Here is a 19,480-nt window from a genome sequence, read left to right on the forward strand (position 1 = left end):
GGGCGTGCGCGGCGTGGGGCCTTGAGGCTCTCGCCGCGCACCGCCTCCGATATGAGTCGACGTCAGGCCGGCTCCCTTGAACGTCGTGTTGGTCCTTCAGCGCGTCGTGTGCTTCGACGTGCTCCCGTTGCGAGCGATTGCTCGCACTCGTTTTACCGATGGAGCCTCAAGGATGACTGAAAGCCAGATTTCGCCGCCCGCAGTCGTGACGCTCGCATGCGGTACGACGGTGCTTGCGACGCGAGGCACCTCGGCCGGCGAGTTCGTGGCCTGGATGGACAAGGCCTTCGCTGACGAGAACGTGCTCCTGGACGCGCAGCCCGAGCATTACGTGATGGTCGGGCAGCCGGACGGAACGGTCCACATCGTCGAGAACGTCGGCCCCCACATCTGCTCCTTCTACCTGGGCAGTTGGTCTGCCGAGGCAATGGCATGGGCCGCAGACGCGGACGAGCGCCTCCCGGAAGCGGAGTTCCCGTACAAGAAGGCCACAAATCTCTACCTTGCCGACGGCACGGTCGTGGGGCGTGTGCTGATTCAGTTCGGTGACACCGCTGAAGGCTTCACGTCGAGTCTGACGGTCTACCTGCCCACCTCGTGCCCGGAGAGTGTTCTGGAGCATCATCTCCGGCACTTCGCCGTCGAGTTCAGGAACTGGATCGTCGCCTCGGCAGCGGCCCGCGCCTGAGGAACGGCACGGCGGGCCAACGGACTCGCCGACGGCTGCAGGTCTGCGGGTGCCGCAGAGACTATTCGAGGGATGTTCGTAGCTGTCGGTGGAAACGGCCGGCGGCACGCAGACGCAGTACCGCATCGTTGGCCTGTGGTTCTCCGTTGGTGATCCGTAGACCGTCCTCGCCGTGGGGCCGTACGGTCACGCCGTCGACACGGCTCGAAGGTCAAGGTCACCTTCATCATGGGCCACGACAGCCACGGCCACCCGCAGACCTCGGCCACCGGCTGCTCCGGCACCGTACAGACCATCGCCGACGGCGAGCACGACCCCAACGCCAACATCTTCGGTGTCTGGGATGCCGAGTACACCGACAAGGGCGCGAACGGACAGCCCGCCCTGACCACGCACGACGAACACATCAGCCAGCCCAGCCACCGCCAGGCCGAGCACTACGGAGGCTCCGCCGGGGTGTCGGTCGTCAACCGTGACGCGGCCCACGGCGGCAAGACCGTCGGGAGCATCGAGAACGGCGACTGGATCTCCTTCACGCCCTACGCGCTGGACGATGCCACCAAGTTGACCGCCCGCGTCGCCTCCGCTGGGAGACGTTCCAGGACGTCTCCACGAACCTGAGCAACCGCCCGGCCGGCACCACCACCCTCCACGGCGGACGGGACCAAGGTCCAGCTCTACGGGTGCAATGGTTCCGGGGCGCAGAAGTGGACGCCGGGGGCCGATGGGACCTTGCGCAATCCGCAGTCCGGCAAGTGCCTCGACGCGGAGGGTGTGTCCTCCGCCGACCGGACCAGGTTGCACCTGTGGACCTGCGGCACCGGCGCCAACCAGAAATGGGTCCTGCCCAGCTGAGTGACCCGCTCGACACCGTCATCGGCGCGGGGGCGACGGTGGCGGGACCGGCCCCTCACACGGGTCGGTGACGGCGGCAGTGCGCGACGCCGAAGCGCCCTGCCGCCGTCTCTCACGCCCATCGGTGACGGCCGATCGAGGTCATTTCACTTGCTCGGAGGAGTTCGCGGACCCCGCCCCGGTCAGGGCTCGCTCCTCCAAGTCCTGGTACCGGGCACGGGCCGTCGATCCGGACGCCGTTACTCGGCTCGCGGCCCAGCCCATGAGGAAGCCCACCGGTACGGACACGAGGCCGGTTGCCTCCAACGGGAACCAGGCGAAGTCGGCCCCGGGCAGGATGGAATTGGGCGAACCGGAGACGGCCGGACCGAACAGTTGCAGCACCACGCATGTGCCGAGCCCTCCGTAGACGCTCCAGAGCATGCCCGCCCGTGTGTAACCCGACCAGAAGAGTTCGAACACAACCGTGGGCAGGATGGCCGCTGCCGCGGCCGTGATGGCGAACTGGGCGAGGAAGGTGACTTCTCTTCCCTCCAGCGCGACCGCCAGCACCACTGCCAGCGCGCCGACAGCGACCGCGGACCAGCGCAGGAGACGCATCTCGGTCTTTGCCCGCCGGTCGCGCCCGGCGCCGGAGGTGAAGACGTCGTGCGCCAGAGAGGCCGCGGACGAGAGGGTCAGCGCAGCCACCACGGTGAGGCTGGTCAGGAAGAACATGGAAACCGTGAGGGCAATGGTCATGCCGCCGGCGGAGCCGTCGGCGGCCAGTCGTATGGCCAGAAGCGGAAGTGCCGCGAGACCCTCGGGATCGGCCGCGCGGATGGCATCGGCCCCTACGACCGCGGTCGCACCGAAGCCCAGGAGAACGGCCAGCCCGCAGAAGAGGGCGACTGGTCCGATCGCGTATTTCACCGTACGGCGCGCGGACTCACCCCGATCGGTGGCGTTGAGACGCATCAGCATGTGGGGTCCCACAGCGGCTCCGAGGATCATGGTGATCAGCATGGAGAGCCGGGACCAGGCATCGTTGGCACCGACGCCGTGGAGCGGGTTCGGTGCGTAGTAGTGCGCGGGGTCGGGGCTGTTGTGCGCTGCCGCGTCGAGCAGCCGGTTCACGTTCCAGCCGAATGCGTTCAGCACCTGGCAGGCCAGCACGGCCATGGCGACGAGCAGGACCACCGTCTTGATGGTCTGGAGGATGCTGTTGCCCCGCATTCCGCTGAGGGAAGCTGCGCAGATCATGACTGCTCCGATGAGGGCGGTGCAGACCTGTGCGGCCGCGCCGGTATCGGAGAGTCCCATCAGAAAGGTCACAGCGGCGCCGGCGACCACCAGCTGAACCACGATCAGCGGCAGACAGAAGCACAGGGTCGCCACGGTGCCCGCGATGCGCGCGGCGGAGCCTGGGAAGCGGGCCCCCAGGGTGTCGCCGAGGGTGAACCGACCTACGCTGCGCAGTGGCTGGGCGAGAATCAGGAGCACTCCCAACGAGCCCACGATGCTCATCGCCAGGGCCATGCCGTCGTAGCCGGCGAGTGCCACCAGCCCCGTGGTGGTCATCAGGGTGATGAGGGAGATGTGATCGCCCGCCAGAGCGAGCCCGTTGGTCACCGGCCTGACGGACCGTCCGGCCACGTACACGTCCGCCGGTCCGTCGGAGTCCGCGCCGTACATCAGGTACAGGAGGACGACGCAGCAGACCACCAGGAGAAACGCCACCAGTGGCACGGCGCTCGATGGTGCTGCGGCGAGGAAGTGATCGGTTCGGTCCGTCATCGTCTGCCCTCTCCGTTGGCGGAGTTCAGGGCGACTTTCCCGCCACTGTTCCATTCCCGGTATGCCTCTTGCTGGCTACGGTCGAAGTGGACCGCTGTCGTGAGCAGCAGGCAACCTTGCAGGGCGAACAGCACGGTCCCGGCGGTGAGTTCACCTGCCACGTGGGTTCCCACGGGTATCCCGGTGAGTACCGGAAGGCCCACGATCGCTACCCAGCCGGCGGCGTTGGCGATGACGAAGCGCCTGCGTGAACGGGAAGCGGCCGAGCGCAGCGTGTGGAGGCCGTTCTCATCGCCTCCCGGTCTCGAGGCTTGTGTGCCGTGGCGCCTCGGTTCGAAGAACGAGTGCTGGGGTGACTCCATGATGTCTCCTGATCGGGCCAAATGATGCAGCCGGCCGACCGGGTGGCCCAGCCCGGGCAGTGGCAGAAGTGGGACGACCGGCGTCTTGGACGCAGCGATCGGAGTGCACGCGCGACCGAGGCTGGAGCCGACGATGGGCGAGGCGGTGGTGTACCGGCGTGACCCACGCCAGGGCAAGTCACACCCGGGCCTCGATCAGCGCCAACGCTGCGGTGGTGGGCAGTGCGGTCGGGAGGCCCGGGGCGTCAGGCGCTCGACCTGCCACTCCCGGCGCGCTCAGTCGGGCAACGCCAGCTCCGCCCAGATGGTTTTGCCCGACTGCCTGTACCTGCTGCCCCAGCGACTGCTCAGCTGGGCGACGAGAAACAACCCGCGACCACCCTCATCAATCGAGGAAGCCCGGCGCAGTCTGGGTTGGGTGTTGCTGGGATCGCTGACCTCGCAGACGAGGACGTCGTCGTGAATGAGGCGAAGGCCGATCGGGCCACCCGCATACCGGACAGCGTTGGTGATCAGTTCGCTCACGATCAGCTCGACAACGAAGTCGAGATCCTTGAGCCCCCACTCGCTGACCTTGGCGGCGACGGCCGCCCTGGCGGCGGAGACCGCGACCGGATCGGCCGGAAACTCCCACTCGGCGACAGCGTCGCGTTGCAGCGGACGGGCCATGGCGAGCAGCAGGGCCGTGTCATCGGCCGCGGGGTGGTCAGCCTGTTCCGCTGTCAGTATCTCGCCGGCTGTCTGTAGAGAGCACCGCTCACCATGCAAGTCGGCAATGCGGCCGGCGAGCCGGATTGCGGCAGCGTCGATGCCGTCGGCCGGCTGGCCGAGCAGCCCGTCGCTGTAGAGAGCCAGCCAGCTGCCCGGAGCGAGGCGCGTCGTGGTCGCCTCGAACGGCAGGCCGCCCACGCCCAGCGGTGGGCCGGGCCGGACAGGTAGAGGGTGAGCGGTGCCATCCGGTCCGGCCACGATGGGCGGCGGGTGTCCGGCGCTGGCCACCGTACACAGCTGCGTGACCGGGTCGTAGAGCGCGACCAAGCATGTCGCACCCACGGTGTCGCGCTCAGCAGGGTCGGCTTCGGAAGCGATACGTGCGACCAACTCGTCCAGTCGGCTGAGGAGTTCGTCCGGAGTCAGTTCCAGGTCGGCCAGTGTCTGGACGGCGGTACGCAGACGACCCATGGTGGCCGCAGCGTGGAGCCCGTGCCCGATCACGTCGCCGACGACCAGGGCGACCCTCAGGGAGGGCAGCGGGATCACGTCGAACCAATCCCCTCCGATCTCCGCGCCGCCGGCAGCCGGCACGTACTTTCCCACGGCCTCCACCGCCGGAGTGAGCGTCGCGGCGGCCGGCAGCAGCCGTTGTTGCAGGGATACGGCGGCACGGTGCTCCCGGGTGTACCGACGCGCATTGTCGACACTGAGCGCCGCATGCGCGGCGATCTCCGCGAACATGTCGGCGTCCTGCTGATCGAAGGGCTTGTCGTCATCGGTGCGCCAGGCGCCGATGAGCCCCAGAACCAGGCCACGGGCGAACAACGGGGCCATGGCCAGGGAGTGACCGTTGTCCGGGATGAGCAAGGGGATCAGGCGGCCATCGCCTATCGCCCGTTCGATCGAGTTCCGATCGAAGAGGACCGTACGTCCTTCCTGGAGGTCGCGAATCGCGGGCCGGTCCGGCAGCCGGGGAAATCTGTCCTCCAGTTGCAGCAACCCCTCGGGCCATCCTTCGGCGGCTCGCACCGCCACGCGGCGAAGATGGAGATCACCGCCGCCGAACGTCCTGGGTGGCTCGTCGCCCGCCAGAACCTTGTCGGCGAGATCGACCGACACCAGGTCCGCGAAGTCGGGCACGAGCACCTCGGCAATGTCCTGGGCGGTGCGGCGGACGTCCAGTGACCGGCCGATGCGGGCCGCGGCCTGGTGCCGCAGCTGCAGCCGCCGGTCGGCAAGCCACTGCTCAGTGGCATCGGTGACCAGCACGATGACGCCTGTGGGCCGGCCTTCGCGGTCTGTGGTGCGCACAGCGGTCACGGAGAACGAGTAGTCACGGACAGGTTCGGACCGGGAGCGGCCCCGGACTGCGTGGTCGACCAACGGCAGGCCTGTTGCCAGCACGGTACGCAGCTCCGCCTCGATGATGGCGGCATGGGGAGGCTCCATCACGTCCGCCGGAGTGCTTCCCAAGGGCGGGGATGACAGGCCGGGCGTAGTGAAGTTGGTCTTTACGACAGCGAGATCGGCGTCTCGGACGATGACCCCGATCTGCTCCTGGGCGAGCAGGGCGCGCAAGAGTACGGCGCCCTGCTCGGATTCCTCCGCACGGTCGGCCGGAACGGCCAGCAGCAGCTGGTGCGCAGTTTGTTCGAGAGGCAGAAGGCGGCAGCGCACGTTCACCGAGTGCCCGCGAGAGTGGCGCAAGAGGGTGTCCTCGACGGGGGAGGGCCACATCGAAGGAACACAATCCGTACGCGTCGACTCGGTGAACAGCTCGGACACGTGCAGGCCGCACACCTCGTCGGCGGACCTGCCCAGCAATTCCAAGGCGCCCCGGGACCACTGCCTGACGGTGCCGTCGTCATCGTCCTGACCGATGCGGGAGTCCATGCCAGCCTCACAAACATTGATGCCTTCTACATCCCAAGTATGAGTATTTGTGTGATCTCTACGATTTAGGCGATGCCTGACATACTACTCGATGTACGTAATATCCGAATATCAGCCAATTGGTGACCGGTTTCCCGGTCGGCCGAGGGGTGACACGCGTCCCGGGGTGTTGTCTGCTGCCTGGCTCCTTGGCCGGCGTCAACCGGCGGGCGCGGCGCTGAATCGGCCGCCGGTATCCGGTGCGGGCAAGTTCGCCGAAGTGGGGGCCCGTTGATGAGTGTCCAGCGCGAGCCCGTAGGGATTCAGTGCCGCATTGATGGTCGCTTCGTCGCGTTCAACCATGGTGGCGCTCCTGGTTCATGACGTCCCCGAGGGGCAGCGCTCTGGCGTCGTCGGGTGCGTGAGCGGTCGTGTTGTTGTCGGGTCAACTCATGTACGGGCGGGCCGACGTCGGCCCCATCATTAGGAGCGATGGCAATAGTGTCAACACTTTGCGCCATGGCTGGCGCTAGTTTTCAGTTCTGAGTGCGCTCCGTCTCAAGCGGGCGCGTGTGGGGTGCTGCCTGGAGGGGGCGGTTCAAGGCCAGTCGGGTAATCGTTGGGAGTGGGAAGGGCGCTGCGGCCTCGTCGTGCAGGGATGTGTTAACGGCAGTACGAGAAAATGTTGACACTCCATGAAGGTCCTCTTACGGTGTGCATCACCGCCACTGCTTTCGCCATCCCCGACGGCCCAGTGATGGCGACATGGGGCGGCATCGAGTCCCTCCCCGGCTCATGACCGCTACCGCGAACCTCTCGGTGCCGGCATGGTCCACTTCGGCCGACCGCCTTGGGCGCTGGGGAGCACGGCGTCACACGCCGACGTCCCGGTCGGCAGCCCCTGCCCGCAGGTGTCCGCGCTGCCACGAGTGCCGAGTTGTCGCCCAGCCAGAATCGAGTGCCACGATCATGCCAATAGATGTCCCCGAGCTCACTCAGGCTCCACGCTTCCAGCCCACTGGCCACCATGACGTCGGGCTCCCTGCCGTACGACCTGCCTGGCGGCCGGATCGTGATCCCCGCCGGCCCGGGCCGTCAGTGTGATCAAGGTCTAGAGGCCCAGCCGGGATGACGCCCGGCTTTGGAGGCTGCAGCTCGTACGTGTCGATAGCGGCAGCTAAGAGGTGACGCATTTCCTGTCCTTCAGCCGGCGCGCGGGGTTGATCACGGATGGGATCGGGGCTCCCCCAACACGTCGGGTGCGGAGCATTGGCCAGTCGGTGCGTACGCCGACGTGGGACTTTTGCCGTTTGAGCGGGATGAGACGGCAGTCATCGAAGCCGAGCCGCGTCTGAGCATCGCGATGACCCGCAAGGGGGTCAGCTCCGAGCTCACGTGCGACCCCACCCGCCTTCGGCGTGTCAGGGCGCCCCTATGGCGACAGCTGTCGCATGGGTGCGAGAAGCGCGGTCAGCACCGAGCTCGGTCGAACAAGTCACGTGCAGTTGCCGGTAGTTACACCGAACCGGATTCCCGAAGGGCCGGGCGCCCGTGGGGGAGCTGCGCAAGGGAATCAAGGAGGATTCCGCATGACCACCATGGACAAACCCGCAAGGCTCATCAGGACAGGCGAAGACCCTTCCGGCACGGCCAGGGAGTCGACTGGGTGGCGTACCGCCATTGCGTCCACGCTTGGCCTCACCGTTGGCCCCAGCGTTCTCACCGTGATGTCGTTCGGGGCGTTCATCGCCCCGCTCCACCGGGAGTTCGGCTGGGGCGTTTCCGACATCGGCCTGGCTGCTTCTCTCCTCAGCGTCACCGTCATGATCATCTCGCCCCTGCAGGGCTATCTGGTCGACAGGTACGGCGGTCGCCGCCTCATCCTGTGGAGCTCACCGGTCTTTGGTCTCTCGCTGATGGCGATGTACTTCCTGCCCGGCGACCTGTCCGTGTTCTACCTGGCCTGGGCCCTCATTCCTGTCTGCGGCCTGGGCCTGTGGCCGGTGTCCTATCTCCGGCTCACAGCAGGGTGGTTCGAGCGCAAACTCGGGTTCGCGCTGGGGATCGCCAACTCCGGAATCGGAGTCGGCACGGTACTCGTCCCCATTCTCACAGCTTGGCTGATCGGGGCGTTCGGCTGGCGGGCCGCTTTCGTCGGACTGGGGGCTGTCGCGCTCCTCGCGTTCCCGGTCGCATTCTTCTTCATCACAGAACCGAGCCCACGCAAGACCGATGTCCAGTCAGGCGGTGACACCCTGAAGATCTCCGCGAGGAGGAGGCCGTTCTGGCTCATCCTGGGCGCCTTCCTCCTGCTCGGGCTGGTCGGCTCCTCCATCACGGTCTACCAGATTCCCCTGCTCCTCGACGCCGGTGTCCCGGAAAGCATCGCCAACCTGGTGCCGGTCGCGCTAGGACTTGCGCTCATCGTGGCCAGAGTCGCCACCGGCTGGCTCCTGGACCGCTTCAGTGCATCCGTGGTCATGTCCTTCAACCTGGCCGGCGGCCTGGTCTCGGTGCTGTTGTTCGCGGCGGGCCCCAACGTAGTGACGGGACTCATCGCTGCGGCCCTGGCCGGGTTGTTGATCGGCTCGGAGTTCGATGTCCTCAGCTACCTCGTCCCCCGGCATTTCGGACGTATGGCCTACGGCAAGATCTACGGGATCGCGTTCTCGGCATTCCAGATCGGTGGGGCGATCGCCTCGTCCGCTGTGAGCGCGAGCCGGGACAGCTATGGCTCCTACACCCCGGCCATGCTCACGCTGGCCGTCGTGTGCGTGATCTGCGCCGGCTTCTTCATGTGCCTCGGACCGTACCGGTACGACACGGTCCACGGGTGAGCTGGGTCGGAGGGCAGAAGGTGGGTACAACTCGTGCTTCGGTGCGGGAGCGTTGTCCTGAGCTCGTCAGTCCGTCACTTCCAGGGCGTCGAAGGCGGCGCGGAGAGCACGTGCGAAGAAGCGGCGGTCCGCCCGCGCCCGGAAGATGGACGCGGTTCGCCCGCTGCGTTCTTCGGCGCTTCGAAAGGACTGGCCACGTGACCGCGATGCAGGACGTGTACGCCGATCTGGCGGTGGAGGGCACCGAACTCGGTGATCTCGTGTCAGGACTGAGCCCCGAGGAATGGGCGGCGGAGACCCCCGCCGCCTCCTGGACGGTCCGTCACCAGGTGGCTCACCTGGCGTACGTCACCCGTATGGTCCGGCTCGCGGTGAGCGACGCGGAGGCATTCGAGGCCGAGACCGCGCCGGTCCGGGATGACTTCCAGTCCGGGCTGGACGCCAGGCTCGCCGAGTACGTCGCGGAGCCGCTTCCCGGTCTGCTGCGTCGCTGGGCCGAGGAACGGGCCGCCGCCGAGAGGGGGCTGGCCGCACTGGAGCGGCGTGACCTGGTGCCGTGGCCGGCCGGGCCGCTGCCGGGCAGCGTGCTCGCCGCGGTCGCGTTGACAGAGCTGTTCGCGCACGGCCAGGACATCCGCGACGGCCTCGGGCGTCCGCGCGTGCTCACCGACCGGATCGGCCACATCGTCTTCCTCGGGACCCGCACCCGGGACCTGGCCTACCGTGCCCGCGGTCTGCGGCCTCCGGCCGAGCCGTTCCGTTTCGAGCTGACGGCCCCGTCCGGGGAGCTGTGGGCCTTCGGCCCGCCGGAGGCCGGGCAGCGGATCGCCGGCCCGGCCCAGGACTTCTGTCTGCTCGTCACCCGGCGCAGACACCGCGATGACCTCGCGCTGAGCGCTGTCGGGACGGAGGCCGACCAGTGGCTGGACATCGCACAGTCCTACGTCGGACCGCCCGGCACGGGCCGGGCACCGCAGTGAGCAATATGGCGTATAGATCACCGGCCCGGCGGCTGCTTACCTAGCGGGCGGGCCGTCTTCGGTCCACCCGACACGAGGGATCTGGGGTTGCCGTGCGAGAACAACGGACCAGCTGGTGGCTGCTGCCGAAGCGTGCCTGTGCCACCGCCTTGATCGTCACCGGACATCTGATCGCCGCCCTGCCGCACACGATGACCCGCGGCGGTCGGACCCGGCTGGCGCTCCGCGCTCCCCGGCTGCTGACCGCGCTGGGGCCGTTCTTCGTCAAGGCGGGGCAACTGCTCAGCACGCGCCGTGACCTGGTCCCCGAACACTGGTGCGACGCGCTGGGTGAACTCGCCGACGAGGTGCGGCAGCCGAGACGCGCGGCGGTGGCACGCACCCTCGCCGAGGCCGGATTCTCGGATGCCTTCGCCGAGTTCGACTGGGAGCCGGTGGCCTGCGGCAGTATCGCCAGTGTGCACCGCGCACGGCTCGCCGACGGCGCCGAGGTCGCCGTCAAGGTACAGCGGCACGGCATCCGCCCGGTGCTGGAGGCCGATCTGCGCCTCGCCCTGCTCGGCGCGCGGGCCGGTCGGCTGCTGCCGAGCATGCGGGACCTGCCCGCCGAGGAGATGATCGGACAACTCGGCGGCGCCGTCCTGCGCCAGCTCGACTTCACCGCCGAACACGATTCCCTGCTCGCGCTGCGGGGCAACCTCTCCGACCACACCGAACTGCGCATCCCCGCGCCCGTCGAGGGACTGTGCGGACCGACGGTGCTCACCATGGAGTTCGTCCCGGACATCGGCCGGTTCCGGCCCCACGGCATGTCGATGGCCCGCCGCCAGGAGGTGGTCCGCGACGTCCTCCGGGCGGTCTACCGGATGCTCTTCGTGGACGGCGTGGTGCACTGCGACCTGCATCCGGGCAACCTCTGCCTGGACGGTGAGGGACGGGTCGTGGTGCTGGACGCCGGCTTCGTGGTGCAGCTGCCCGACGCGGTGCGGCGCTCCTTCGCCGGCTTCTTCCTCAACATGGCCCAGGGCAACGGCCCGAAGTGTGCGGACATCGTGCTCGACAGCGCCGCGCGGCTCCCCGCGGACTTGGACCGGGAGGGCTTCCGCAGCGCGGTGACGGAGCTGGTGGACGAGGTGGCCGGGGCGCTGTCGAAGGACTTCGACCTCGGGGCGTTCGCGCCGCGGCTGTTCAAGCTCCAGAAGGATTTCGGCGTCTTCGCCGCGGCCGAGTTCGCCTTTCCGCTGCTGTCGCTGCTGGTGCTTGAAGGAATGATCAAGGAGTTCGACTCCGAGGTCGACTTCCAGGCCGAGGCGGTTCCCGTGCTCATGGCCTCCTTCGCCAAGGACGTCCAAGTGGACGCCGAGCGCCGTGAGAGCGGCCCCTCCGGCGGGTGGGCCGCCTGAGAACCGTGCCGGCCCCGCCGAACCTCGCACGGTCTGCGGCCGCCCGTACCCGCCTTCGTGTGGCCCGGGCCGGACGGCACGAGCCGCCGCGTGGCGGACAACACCCCACAGCTCCTGCCGGACCGGCTGTGCACGCCTGCGGACCAGCCGCGTCGGCGGGCGAAGCGGCACGTCGAGCAGGGGACGGAAAAGGAGGAACGACATGTTGGTCTGTGTGACAGGAGGCACCGGCTTCCTCGGCTCGCACACGGTCGCCGCCCTCGCGGCCGGCGGAGCACGGATCCGGCTGCTGGTGCGCGACCCGCTACGGCTGGCGCCCGCGCTCGGCCCGCTCGGCATCGACCCGGACACGGTGGAGACCGTCACCGGCGACGTCGCCGACGAGGCAGCGGCGGCCCGCGCGGTCCGCGGCGCCGACGCCGTGATCCACCTCGGGTCGGTCTACTCCTTCGACCGCCGGCGCCGTGACGACATCACCCGCACCAATGTGGCGGGCACCGAAGCGGTCCTGAAGGCGGCGGTCCGGGCCGGGACCGGCACGGTGCTGTACGTCTCGACCGTTGGCGCGCTGATTCCCACCACCGAATCCGAGCTGCGCGCCGAAAGCCCGGTGGGGAACCCCGTTGAGCCCTACCTGGCGAGCAAGGCGGCCTGCGAGACGTTCGCCCGGCGGCACCAGGACGACGGGGCGCCGGTCCACATCGTCTACCCCCCGGCCCTGCTGGGCCCGGACGACCCGAGGCTCGGTGACCAGACCGGCCGGCTGCGCGACGCGCTGCGCGGCCTGATGCCGCTGTGGCCCACCGGCGGCTTCCCGCTGGGCGACGTGCGTGACACCGCCGCGGTACTCGGGGGACTGGCCCTCGGCCCGCCGCCGGACAAGCCGGTACGGGTCTTCGGGCCCAACCGGTACGTGACGACGGCCGACTACCTGACGGAGCTCCGCGCGGCGACCGGCCGCAGGCTCACGACGCTAAGGCTGCCGGGGCGGGCCATGCTTCCCGCCGCCCGGGTCGCCGATGAGGTCCAGCGGTGGTGGCCGTGGCACATACCGGCTGAGTTCGGCGCCGCGTACACCTGCGTGCACGCGGTGCCGGTGGCCCGGTCCGCTACGGCCGACGTCCCCACGGCGCGGCCCGTCGCGACGACGATGGCCGACACCGCTCGCTGGCTCCACCGGGCCGGCCTGCTGACGCGGCGCCAGGCCGGTACCGCGGGCGAGCGGAGCGGGTCATGACGGCGGCGGGGACCGGACACGAGCCGGCCGAGCAGTACCACGCCTACCGGCGGACCAGGAAGAACATCACCGGCCTGGTCACCCGGACGCCGGACACGGCCGCCGCCGGCGTGCCCGCCTGCCCCGACTGGACCGTGCGCGACCTGATCGGACACCTGGTCCACATATGCGAGTCGTTCGTCGCCCTGGAGGACAACCAGATAGATCTGCGCCCGTCGGAGGGCGTTGACCTGACCGGTCTGCTGGACCGGTGGGACGCCCTGGACAGCGAGTTGCGCGAGGCACTGGACCGCACCCCCGAACTGCGGCGGCGCATCCTGTTGCTCGACGTGTTCTCGCACGAGATGGACCTGCGCGTCGGTCTGGGCGAGACGGTCGCGCCGTCCGGCCATCCGGCGTTCCCCGGCGCGCTGGACCTGGCCACCATGGGCTTCGGCCTCGCGTTGCACGGAGGGAATCTGCCGGCGCTGCGGATCGACACCCCGGAGCGGGACTGGGTGGTGGGAGAGGGGGCTCCCGTCGCCACGGTCCACGGCCCGGCCTTCGACGTGTTCCGGTCGCTGACCGGCCGCCGCACCCGGCACCAGATCGAGGACCTGCGCTGGTCCGGGGACCCGTCGGTGACCTGGATGCCGGCCTTCGCCTGGGGGCCGTTCGCGCCGCCCGCGAACGAGGTGGAGCCGGTCCGCGGGTTCTGACCCACCGGGCCCCGCGAGCGCCGCGGCAGGACGTCCGGGGCCGCACCGGCCGGGCCGGTGCCCAGGGCGGGGCCGGCGCACGGATGGGCCGCACCGCTGGAGAACGCCCGGCCCGTCGCACGACGGGCCGGGCGTTCTCCTTCGCGCCTACGGTCTCAGGTGCCGGTGATGGCGGGCAGCGGGAAGGGAGCACCGCCGGCCTTCGGCAGACCCGAGAAGTCCAGCTCCGGCAGCGCCAGCAGGATCGGCAGGTCCAGGGGGGTCAGCGGACGCCCGGTCAGGTTGACCCGGGTGTCCTGGTCCCGCCGTACGTTCAGTACCTGGCTCGAAGCCACCAGCAGCGGGCGCCGCTGACCGAGCGGCGGGGGCGGGTCGTCCATGGCGAGCACGGCCGCCCGGATGTACCAGGCGCCCTCCGGCAGGCGCAGCGAGAACGATCCGGGCCCGTCCAGGATCGCGCAGGCGGTCGGACGGCCCTGCACGATGGACTCACGGAACGCACCGACGTAGATCCGTACCGGCTGTGCGGTGCCGGGGAGACGGATGGTGCCTTCGAGCTCACTGGCGGGCCGGCAACCGTCGAGGAGCTGTTGCGGCCCCGTGGCGGCCCCGCCGCTCGGCGCGAGCAGTCCGGCACGGGCCAGCGCCCGGTAGCGGGCCGGGGAGTGGCTCACACTGCGGGTGAAACGACTGGTGAAGGTGCCGAGACTGTTGTAACCGACCCGGTAGGAGATCTCGGTGACGCTGAGATTGGTCTCCAATAACAGGCTCTTCGCCTGGTGCAACCGGACCACGGAAAGGAATCGGCCCGGAGAGGTCCCGGTGAGATTGCGGAACACCCGGGAGAAGTAGAACTTGCTGAGAATCGCGGTGTTGGCGATCTCGTCGAGCGAGAGTGGTTCCTCGTATCGGTCCCACATCGTCGCTATCGCGCGCTCAACGGCGACCTGCATGGCAATGCTCCAAGCTTGTCGATGAATCGAATGCGTCCTGACGGAAATGGCCGAGCAACATCTCAGAACTGACGCTCTGTCGGTGCGATAATGTGTACCGCAAAGATTTGCACGGTGTTTCTCCGAGCGTGCCGATGAAGCGAGTACGTCCTGACTGGACGTGCAGGGCAGCGCCTGACGACCACAGGTCGGCGGGAAAGGGAACCCGCTTTCGGGCGACGACATGAAGTGTTGGATCCCGCTGCGCTGCATCGGGTATCAACACCTGGAGAATTCAGGGCGCACGGACCCTATATCGGAGCACCACCGCAAGGCGGTGGGCGGAACAACAGCTGCCGACCCGAGGGGAGCTGGGTATTCAGTTGTCGCGGAGCAGTTGTCCGCTGCGCCGCCGGGCCGCCCGCTGGGCGGCCCACGACGTGACCGCGAGGATCTCCCGGTCGCCCCCGCCGTTCTGCCGGAAGGCCGCGATGACCTTGTCGTCCACCCGGTAGGAAGCCAGGGCGGTGAGCAGTGCGAGGTTGCCCGCCGGTCGGTCGGCCGGCGGCAGTTCCCGCAGCGGTGCGTCCAGCCAGGCCCGGCCGAGGCCGGGGTCGCCGCCGTCCCAGCGGGCCAGCTCGGCGGCCACCAGGTCCCGGACCGGCTCCGGCACCAGTTCGGCCGCTGTCAGCTCGACGGCCGCCGCGCTGCGGGCCAGCGCCGCGGCGATCCGCGGATCGGCCGCCGCCCAGCCCAGGTCCTTCGGCAGCGGTGCGTCGGGCAGTAGCGACAGCGACGTACCCGTTCGGGGCCTGGCCCGGACGGAGCTGCGCATCAGGCCGGTCAGCACCCGCAGCACGGGCCCCACCGCCCGGTCCGGGGCGTGCGGCGGCAGCGGTTGCGCGCCCAGGAAGACGTTGACCATCCGGTTGAGGTACTGGAGGCATAGCGCGGTCCCGGCCAGCTCCGGCATCAGTTCGGGTGCGAACGGCGGCCTGCCCGCCGAGCCGATCCACGCCGTCAACTGGTCCGGCGCCGTCCCGCCGCCGTCCGGTGCCGCCTTCGTGCCCCGCCCGGACGAAGTGGGCCGGGCAGTCAGGGAGTTGTGCATCGTGGAGTGCATGGTGGTGCAGAACGGGCACTGGTTGCCCCGGGACACGGCGGCGGCCACCGCTTCCTTTGCGGCCCGCGGTACCAGCCCGTCGACCAGCATGGTCTCGCGCAGCGTCATCCAGGAGGCAGCGAGCAGTTCCGGCACCGGGGCGTGCAGGGCGATGGGCGGGGCCAGCACCCCGAAGTCCCGTTCGAGCTCCCGGTAGACCCGGGCGGTGACGCCGGCCGCCTCACCGAACTGCACGGTCGCGATGTGCCGGACCTGGAGCAGGGACAGCCGCCTGAGCGGCGACTGGACGAGCAGTCTCGGGTCCTTCATGTGTCCGCTCCGGGATCCGGACCGGTGACGTCGCGCCGCGGTGGCTCCGCGTGGCCTTCAAACATCGGTGGCACTTCCCTCAGCTCCTCAGCGGATGTCCTTCGGTGCGCCAGTCAATCGTCACACCGATGCGGGGTTCCTCCTTCTTCATTCTTGCGGTCTGACGGCCGGTACCAAACGAGTTAGAGGCGCGGTCTGCCATCGGGTTCCGCCTCCGTGCGGCCGCACCACCGGGCCCCGCCGACGTTCCGGGCGGGGCCACGGTGACGGCACGCCCTAAGGAATGGGGAAGAACGCCCGGACAAAGCGTTCGAACATCCTGTCCCCGATGGTCCACCGCATCCGCGGCAGCAACCGGGACGGCATGCCGATCCGGTACCTGATCTTCGGGTTTTCGCTGGTCACCGCCTTCTCGATGACCTTCGCCACGGTCTCCGCGCGCACCGCCATCCGGCCGCGGCCGCTCGGCTTCTCCGTCTCCCGGTAGGCGCCGTGCCAGTCGACGAAGTACCGCCAGAAGTCGTCGTACACACCGCCCCGCTCCTGCCCGGACATCCCGAGGTCGGCGACCGACATCGGTACGAACCCGCCGAGCACCGGCGACGGTTCGACCAGCACCACCTTGATGCCGAACGTGTCCACCTCCAGGCGCAGCGAATCGCTGATGGCCTCCAGGGCGTGCTTGGTGGCCTGGTAGTAGCCGCGGCCCGGGGTGGCGAACTGACCGAAGATGGACGACATCATGACCACCCGGCCACTGCCCTGGGCCCGCATGCCGGGCAGCACGAGCTGAGTGAGCCGGCACAGTCCGAAGATGTTCGTTTCGAACTGGCGGCGCACCTCGTCCATCGGGGTCTCGCCGATGGTGCCGTTGAGGCTGTAGGCGGCGTTGTTGATCAGAGTGCCGACCGAGCCGTGCTCGGCGGTGATCTTGTCGACGACGGCCGTCATCGAATCCTCGTCGTTGACATCCAGTTGGAGGACCCGGATGCCCTCGGCCTCCAGCTCGGCCAGCGCCTCGGGCTGCCGCGCGGTCGCGTAGACCGGCCAGCCGGCCCGGTGCAGCCGCAGTGCCACGGCCTTTCCGGTGCCGGAGGATCTGCCGGTGCTCGACGACGCCCCGGTCAACAGGATCGCGCGCGAGGGGCTGTTCACCGGGGTTCTGCCAGCCGCTGCTCGGACACCGTGGCGTCCTCCGGCTGCGAGGCGATCCGGCTGCGGGCCACCGAGTCGCCGAGGCCCAGGCCGTCCACCAGGCGGTTGATGAAGGCGAACAGTGAAGCGGTGAACACCGCTTCCAGCATCTCCGCGTTGGTCCAGCCCGCGGCCTCGGTCCTGGCCCAGTCCTCGTCGGTGACCCGGAACGCACCCGTGCAGATCTGGGTGACCAGGCGCATGAGTTCCTTGGTGCGCTCGTCGATCGGCAGGTCCTCCACCGAGGCGGAGTCGGCGATCGCGTCGGTGAGTTTCTGGTCGCCGCCGAACTGGGCCAGGAACCAGTTGTGGGTGCCCACGCAGTACGGGCAGCCGTTGACCTTGGAGCTCCAGGCGGAGATCATCTCGCGGGTCGCACGCGGCAGCACGCCGTCGTTGAACACGCCGCCGTAGCCGGCGATCACGACCTCAAGCAGGTCGGGCCGGCTGGACACCAGGCGGAACATGTCCGGCACGAAGGGAATGCCCATCCGGGACTTGATCGCCTCGTACAGCTCCGCGGTCCTGCCCTGGGCTTCGTCCTCCCCCACCAGGGGGACGCGGACCGTGCTCAGCACATTCGGATCGGTCATGGATGATCACCTTTTCTTCCGATTGTGGGAGCCGCCCCGCGAACCAATTCAGAAAAACGGGAATATATCCGGGTCTGCTATCCGGCGGGTAATTGCGGCGTTGTTATCTCTCATGGTGGCAGGAATGGTGGCGGCGTCTCGCCTTTCAAATTGCCCTGCGTACGCCCGCCGGCGGGTCCTGGACCTGGACATACGGACGGCCGTTCCGGCGCGGCAGGCGCCGGAACGGCCGTCGGGGGAGGCCGGGCGGGTTCAGTTCACTCGGCGCGCAGCCAGTCCGCCAGCCGCTCACCGATCATGATCGAGGTGAGGTTGGTGTTGCAGTTGACGATGCTCGGCATCACCGAGGCGTCGGCCACGTACAGGCCCTCCACCCCGTGCACCCGCAGCTGTTCGTCCACCACTGCGCCCGCGTCGTCAGCGGTCCCCATGCGGGCCGTGCCCACCGGGTGGTAGCCGCTGTCCAGGCTCACCTTCACGTACTGCTCGACCATCGCGTCCTTCTCGATGAGCTTGTCGCTCAGCACGATGAAGCCGTCGCCCCGCGACGCGATCCCCGGGTGGTTGGCCAGCTCCCAGCAGGTCCGGACGCCCTGGACCATCTTCTCCAGGTCCCGTTCGGTGGAGAGGAAGTCGAGCTGGATGTCCGGCCCCGCCGCCGGGTCGGCCGAGGCCAGCCGCAGCCGGCCGACCGACTCCGGCTGCTGGTCCACCACCATCACACCGAAGATCATCGAAGCGCCGGCCAGCATCTGAAGCTCGGGGAAGAGCTCCAGGTCGAAGTGGTTGACCATGTAGTACTGCATGTCGTTGAAGTCGGTGGACCCCTTGGACGTGGTCCGCACCATGGACTGCAGGAACGGCACGTTCTCGTCCAGGGCCCCCTCCTTGGGCCGCATGAACACGCCGGTCCGCGGGTGGTCCATCAGGTGGGCGCCGACCCCGGGCCGGTCCAGCCGGACGTCGATCCCGAGCCTGGTCAGATCGTCGGCCGGGCCGATTCCCGAGCGCATCAGCAGCGTCGGGGTGTTGACCGCGCCGGCCGACAGAACGACCTTGTGCGCCCGAAGTTCCTCCGGCTGGCCGGCACCGGCCGAGACCAGGACGCCGACCGCGCGGTCGCCCTCGAAGAGCACTTCGTGCACCAGCGTCCCGCTGCGGATGGCCAGGTTCTCCCGTGCCCGTACCTCGCCCGTCAGGTACGCCATCGCCGTCGAGACCCGGAAGCGGGGGTCGCGCCGGTTGGACGGGATCGGGCCGATACCGGTCGCCTCGGGGTGGTTGTGGTCGGAGACCTCGGGGAATCCGGTCGCCAGGCTCGCTTCGGTGAAGGCGCGCTGCATGGTGGTCATCTCGTCCGGCTGGAACCTGCGGATCGGCACCGGGCCGCCCTTGCCGTGGTAGCGGCCCTCGAAGTTCAGGTCGTCCTCCAGCCGGCGGAAGTACGGCAGCACCTGCTCGTACGCCCACGCCGGGTTGCCCGCCGCCGCCCACTTGTCGTAGTTCTCGGGCACACCCCGCAGCGCGATGGTGGCCCCGACCGCGGACGAGCCGCCGGTGATCTTTCCTCGGGGGAAGAGGATGCGCCGGCCGTCCATGATCTCCGCGCGGTAGTGCCAGTCGTGCTTGCTCATCGACATGGCGTTGCCGTTGGTGATGTCGTGCGGGATGTCGGCCGGATCGGGAAAGTCCGGGCCCGCTTCGACGAGGAGCACCGAACGGGCCGGGTCCTCGCTCAGCCGGGCTGCGAGCGCCGCACCCGCGGAGCCCGATCCGACGATGATCGCGTCATACGTGTGCGTCATGGATGTAAACCTCGCCAGAGTGTGATTCGACAGGGTCCGATCTCACCCGAGTTTTACAGGTCGCCCGCATCCGGTCTTCTCCAAGACTGCTCAATGACCAGG

At 68.9% G+C, this 19,480-nt stretch carries 15 protein-coding genes and 1 pseudogene; 7 read left to right on the top strand and 9 right to left on the bottom strand.

Annotated elements, in window-relative coordinates; translation table 11 throughout:
• Window positions 1–172 precede the first annotated feature (172 nt).
• Entirely contained in the window at window positions 173–688 is a 516-nt protein-coding gene (locus OG892_RS36555; protein WP_371631330.1) for a hypothetical protein, read from the top strand.
• 204 nt (window positions 689–892) lie between these two features.
• Window positions 893–1,543: pseudogene (locus tag OG892_RS36560) on the top strand (RICIN domain-containing protein); the annotation flags it as partial.
• A 141-nt stretch (window positions 1,544–1,684) separates the two neighbouring features.
• Here OG892_RS36560 and OG892_RS36565 read toward each other — a convergent pair.
• From OG892_RS36565 to OG892_RS36580, 4 genes are all read right to left on the bottom strand, one after another.
• Window positions 1,685–3,319, bottom strand: a complete 1,635-nt coding sequence (locus OG892_RS36565; protein WP_371631331.1) for a cation acetate symporter — start codon at window positions 3,317–3,319, stop codon at window positions 1,685–1,687.
• The gene (locus OG892_RS36570; RefSeq protein ID WP_371631332.1) at window positions 3,316–3,681 is read right to left on the bottom strand and encodes a hypothetical protein; all 366 of its coding nucleotides are present in this window, start codon (window positions 3,679–3,681) and stop codon (window positions 3,316–3,318) included. The genes OG892_RS36565 and OG892_RS36570 overlap by 4 nt, the downstream gene beginning before the upstream one ends.
• 276 nt (window positions 3,682–3,957) lie before the next feature.
• Window positions 3,958–6,288, bottom strand: coding sequence for a SpoIIE family protein phosphatase (locus OG892_RS36575; protein ID WP_371631333.1), 2,331 nt, complete (start codon window positions 6,286–6,288; stop codon window positions 3,958–3,960).
• A gap of 198 nt (window positions 6,289–6,486) precedes the next feature.
• Window positions 6,487–6,630: a hypothetical protein gene (locus OG892_RS36580; RefSeq protein WP_158072226.1), complete on the bottom strand. Its 144-nt coding sequence runs from the start codon at window positions 6,628–6,630 to the stop codon at window positions 6,487–6,489.
• A 1,226-nt stretch (window positions 6,631–7,856) separates the two neighbouring features.
• Between OG892_RS36580 and OG892_RS36585 the strand changes: the two genes are divergently transcribed.
• The 5 genes from OG892_RS36585 to OG892_RS36605 all read left to right on the top strand — a co-directional run bounded on the left by OG892_RS36585 (window position 7,857) and on the right by OG892_RS36605 (window position 13,422).
• A complete protein-coding gene (locus tag OG892_RS36585) occupies window positions 7,857–9,104 on the top strand; it encodes an MFS transporter (protein WP_371631334.1) in 1,248 nt (415 codons plus the stop codon).
• A gap of 206 nt (window positions 9,105–9,310) precedes the next feature.
• Entirely contained in the window at window positions 9,311–10,084 is a 774-nt protein-coding gene (locus OG892_RS36590; RefSeq protein ID WP_371631751.1) for a TIGR03084 family metal-binding protein, read from the top strand.
• A gap of 92 nt (window positions 10,085–10,176) precedes the next feature.
• Window positions 10,177–11,487: an AarF/UbiB family protein gene (locus OG892_RS36595; protein WP_328864430.1), complete on the top strand. Its 1,311-nt coding sequence runs from the start codon at window positions 10,177–10,179 to the stop codon at window positions 11,485–11,487.
• Between the two features lie 202 nt (window positions 11,488–11,689).
• A complete protein-coding gene (locus OG892_RS36600; RefSeq protein WP_328864429.1) occupies window positions 11,690–12,724 on the top strand; it encodes an SDR family NAD(P)-dependent oxidoreductase in 1,035 nt (344 codons plus the stop codon).
• Window positions 12,721–13,422, top strand: a complete 702-nt coding sequence (locus tag OG892_RS36605) for a maleylpyruvate isomerase family mycothiol-dependent enzyme (protein ID WP_073734146.1) — start codon at window positions 12,721–12,723, stop codon at window positions 13,420–13,422. The genes OG892_RS36600 and OG892_RS36605 overlap by 4 nt, the downstream gene beginning before the upstream one ends.
• Window positions 13,423–13,577: 155 nt before the next feature.
• On the opposite strand, the gene OG892_RS36610 is transcribed toward OG892_RS36605, so the two are convergent.
• From OG892_RS36610 to OG892_RS36630, 5 genes are all read right to left on the bottom strand, one after another.
• Window positions 13,578–14,375 carry a helix-turn-helix transcriptional regulator gene (locus tag OG892_RS36610; RefSeq protein ID WP_328864428.1) on the bottom strand — a complete coding sequence of 266 codons (798 nt, stop codon included), beginning with the start codon at window positions 14,373–14,375 and terminating at the stop codon, window positions 13,578–13,580.
• Window positions 14,376–14,733: 358 nt separating this feature from the next.
• Window positions 14,734–15,786: a carboxymuconolactone decarboxylase gene (locus tag OG892_RS36615; RefSeq protein ID WP_328864427.1), complete on the bottom strand. Its 1,053-nt coding sequence runs from the start codon at window positions 15,784–15,786 to the stop codon at window positions 14,734–14,736.
• Window positions 15,787–16,062: 276 nt separating this feature from the next.
• Window positions 16,063–16,941, bottom strand: coding sequence for an SDR family NAD(P)-dependent oxidoreductase (locus tag OG892_RS36620; RefSeq protein ID WP_073734143.1), 879 nt, complete (start codon window positions 16,939–16,941; stop codon window positions 16,063–16,065).
• Entirely contained in the window at window positions 16,938–17,573 is a 636-nt protein-coding gene (locus tag OG892_RS36625; protein WP_056799877.1) for a carboxymuconolactone decarboxylase family protein, read from the bottom strand. Before OG892_RS36625 ends, OG892_RS36620 begins: the two co-directional genes overlap by 4 nt.
• A gap of 257 nt (window positions 17,574–17,830) precedes the next feature.
• Entirely contained in the window at window positions 17,831–19,378 is a 1,548-nt protein-coding gene (locus OG892_RS36630) for a GMC family oxidoreductase (RefSeq protein ID WP_073734142.1), read from the bottom strand.
• Window positions 19,379–19,480 lie beyond the last annotated feature (102 nt).

Source organism: Streptomyces sp. NBC_00341, assembly GCF_041435055.1.
Taxonomy (GTDB): Bacteria; Actinomycetota; Actinomycetes; order Streptomycetales; family Streptomycetaceae; genus Streptomyces.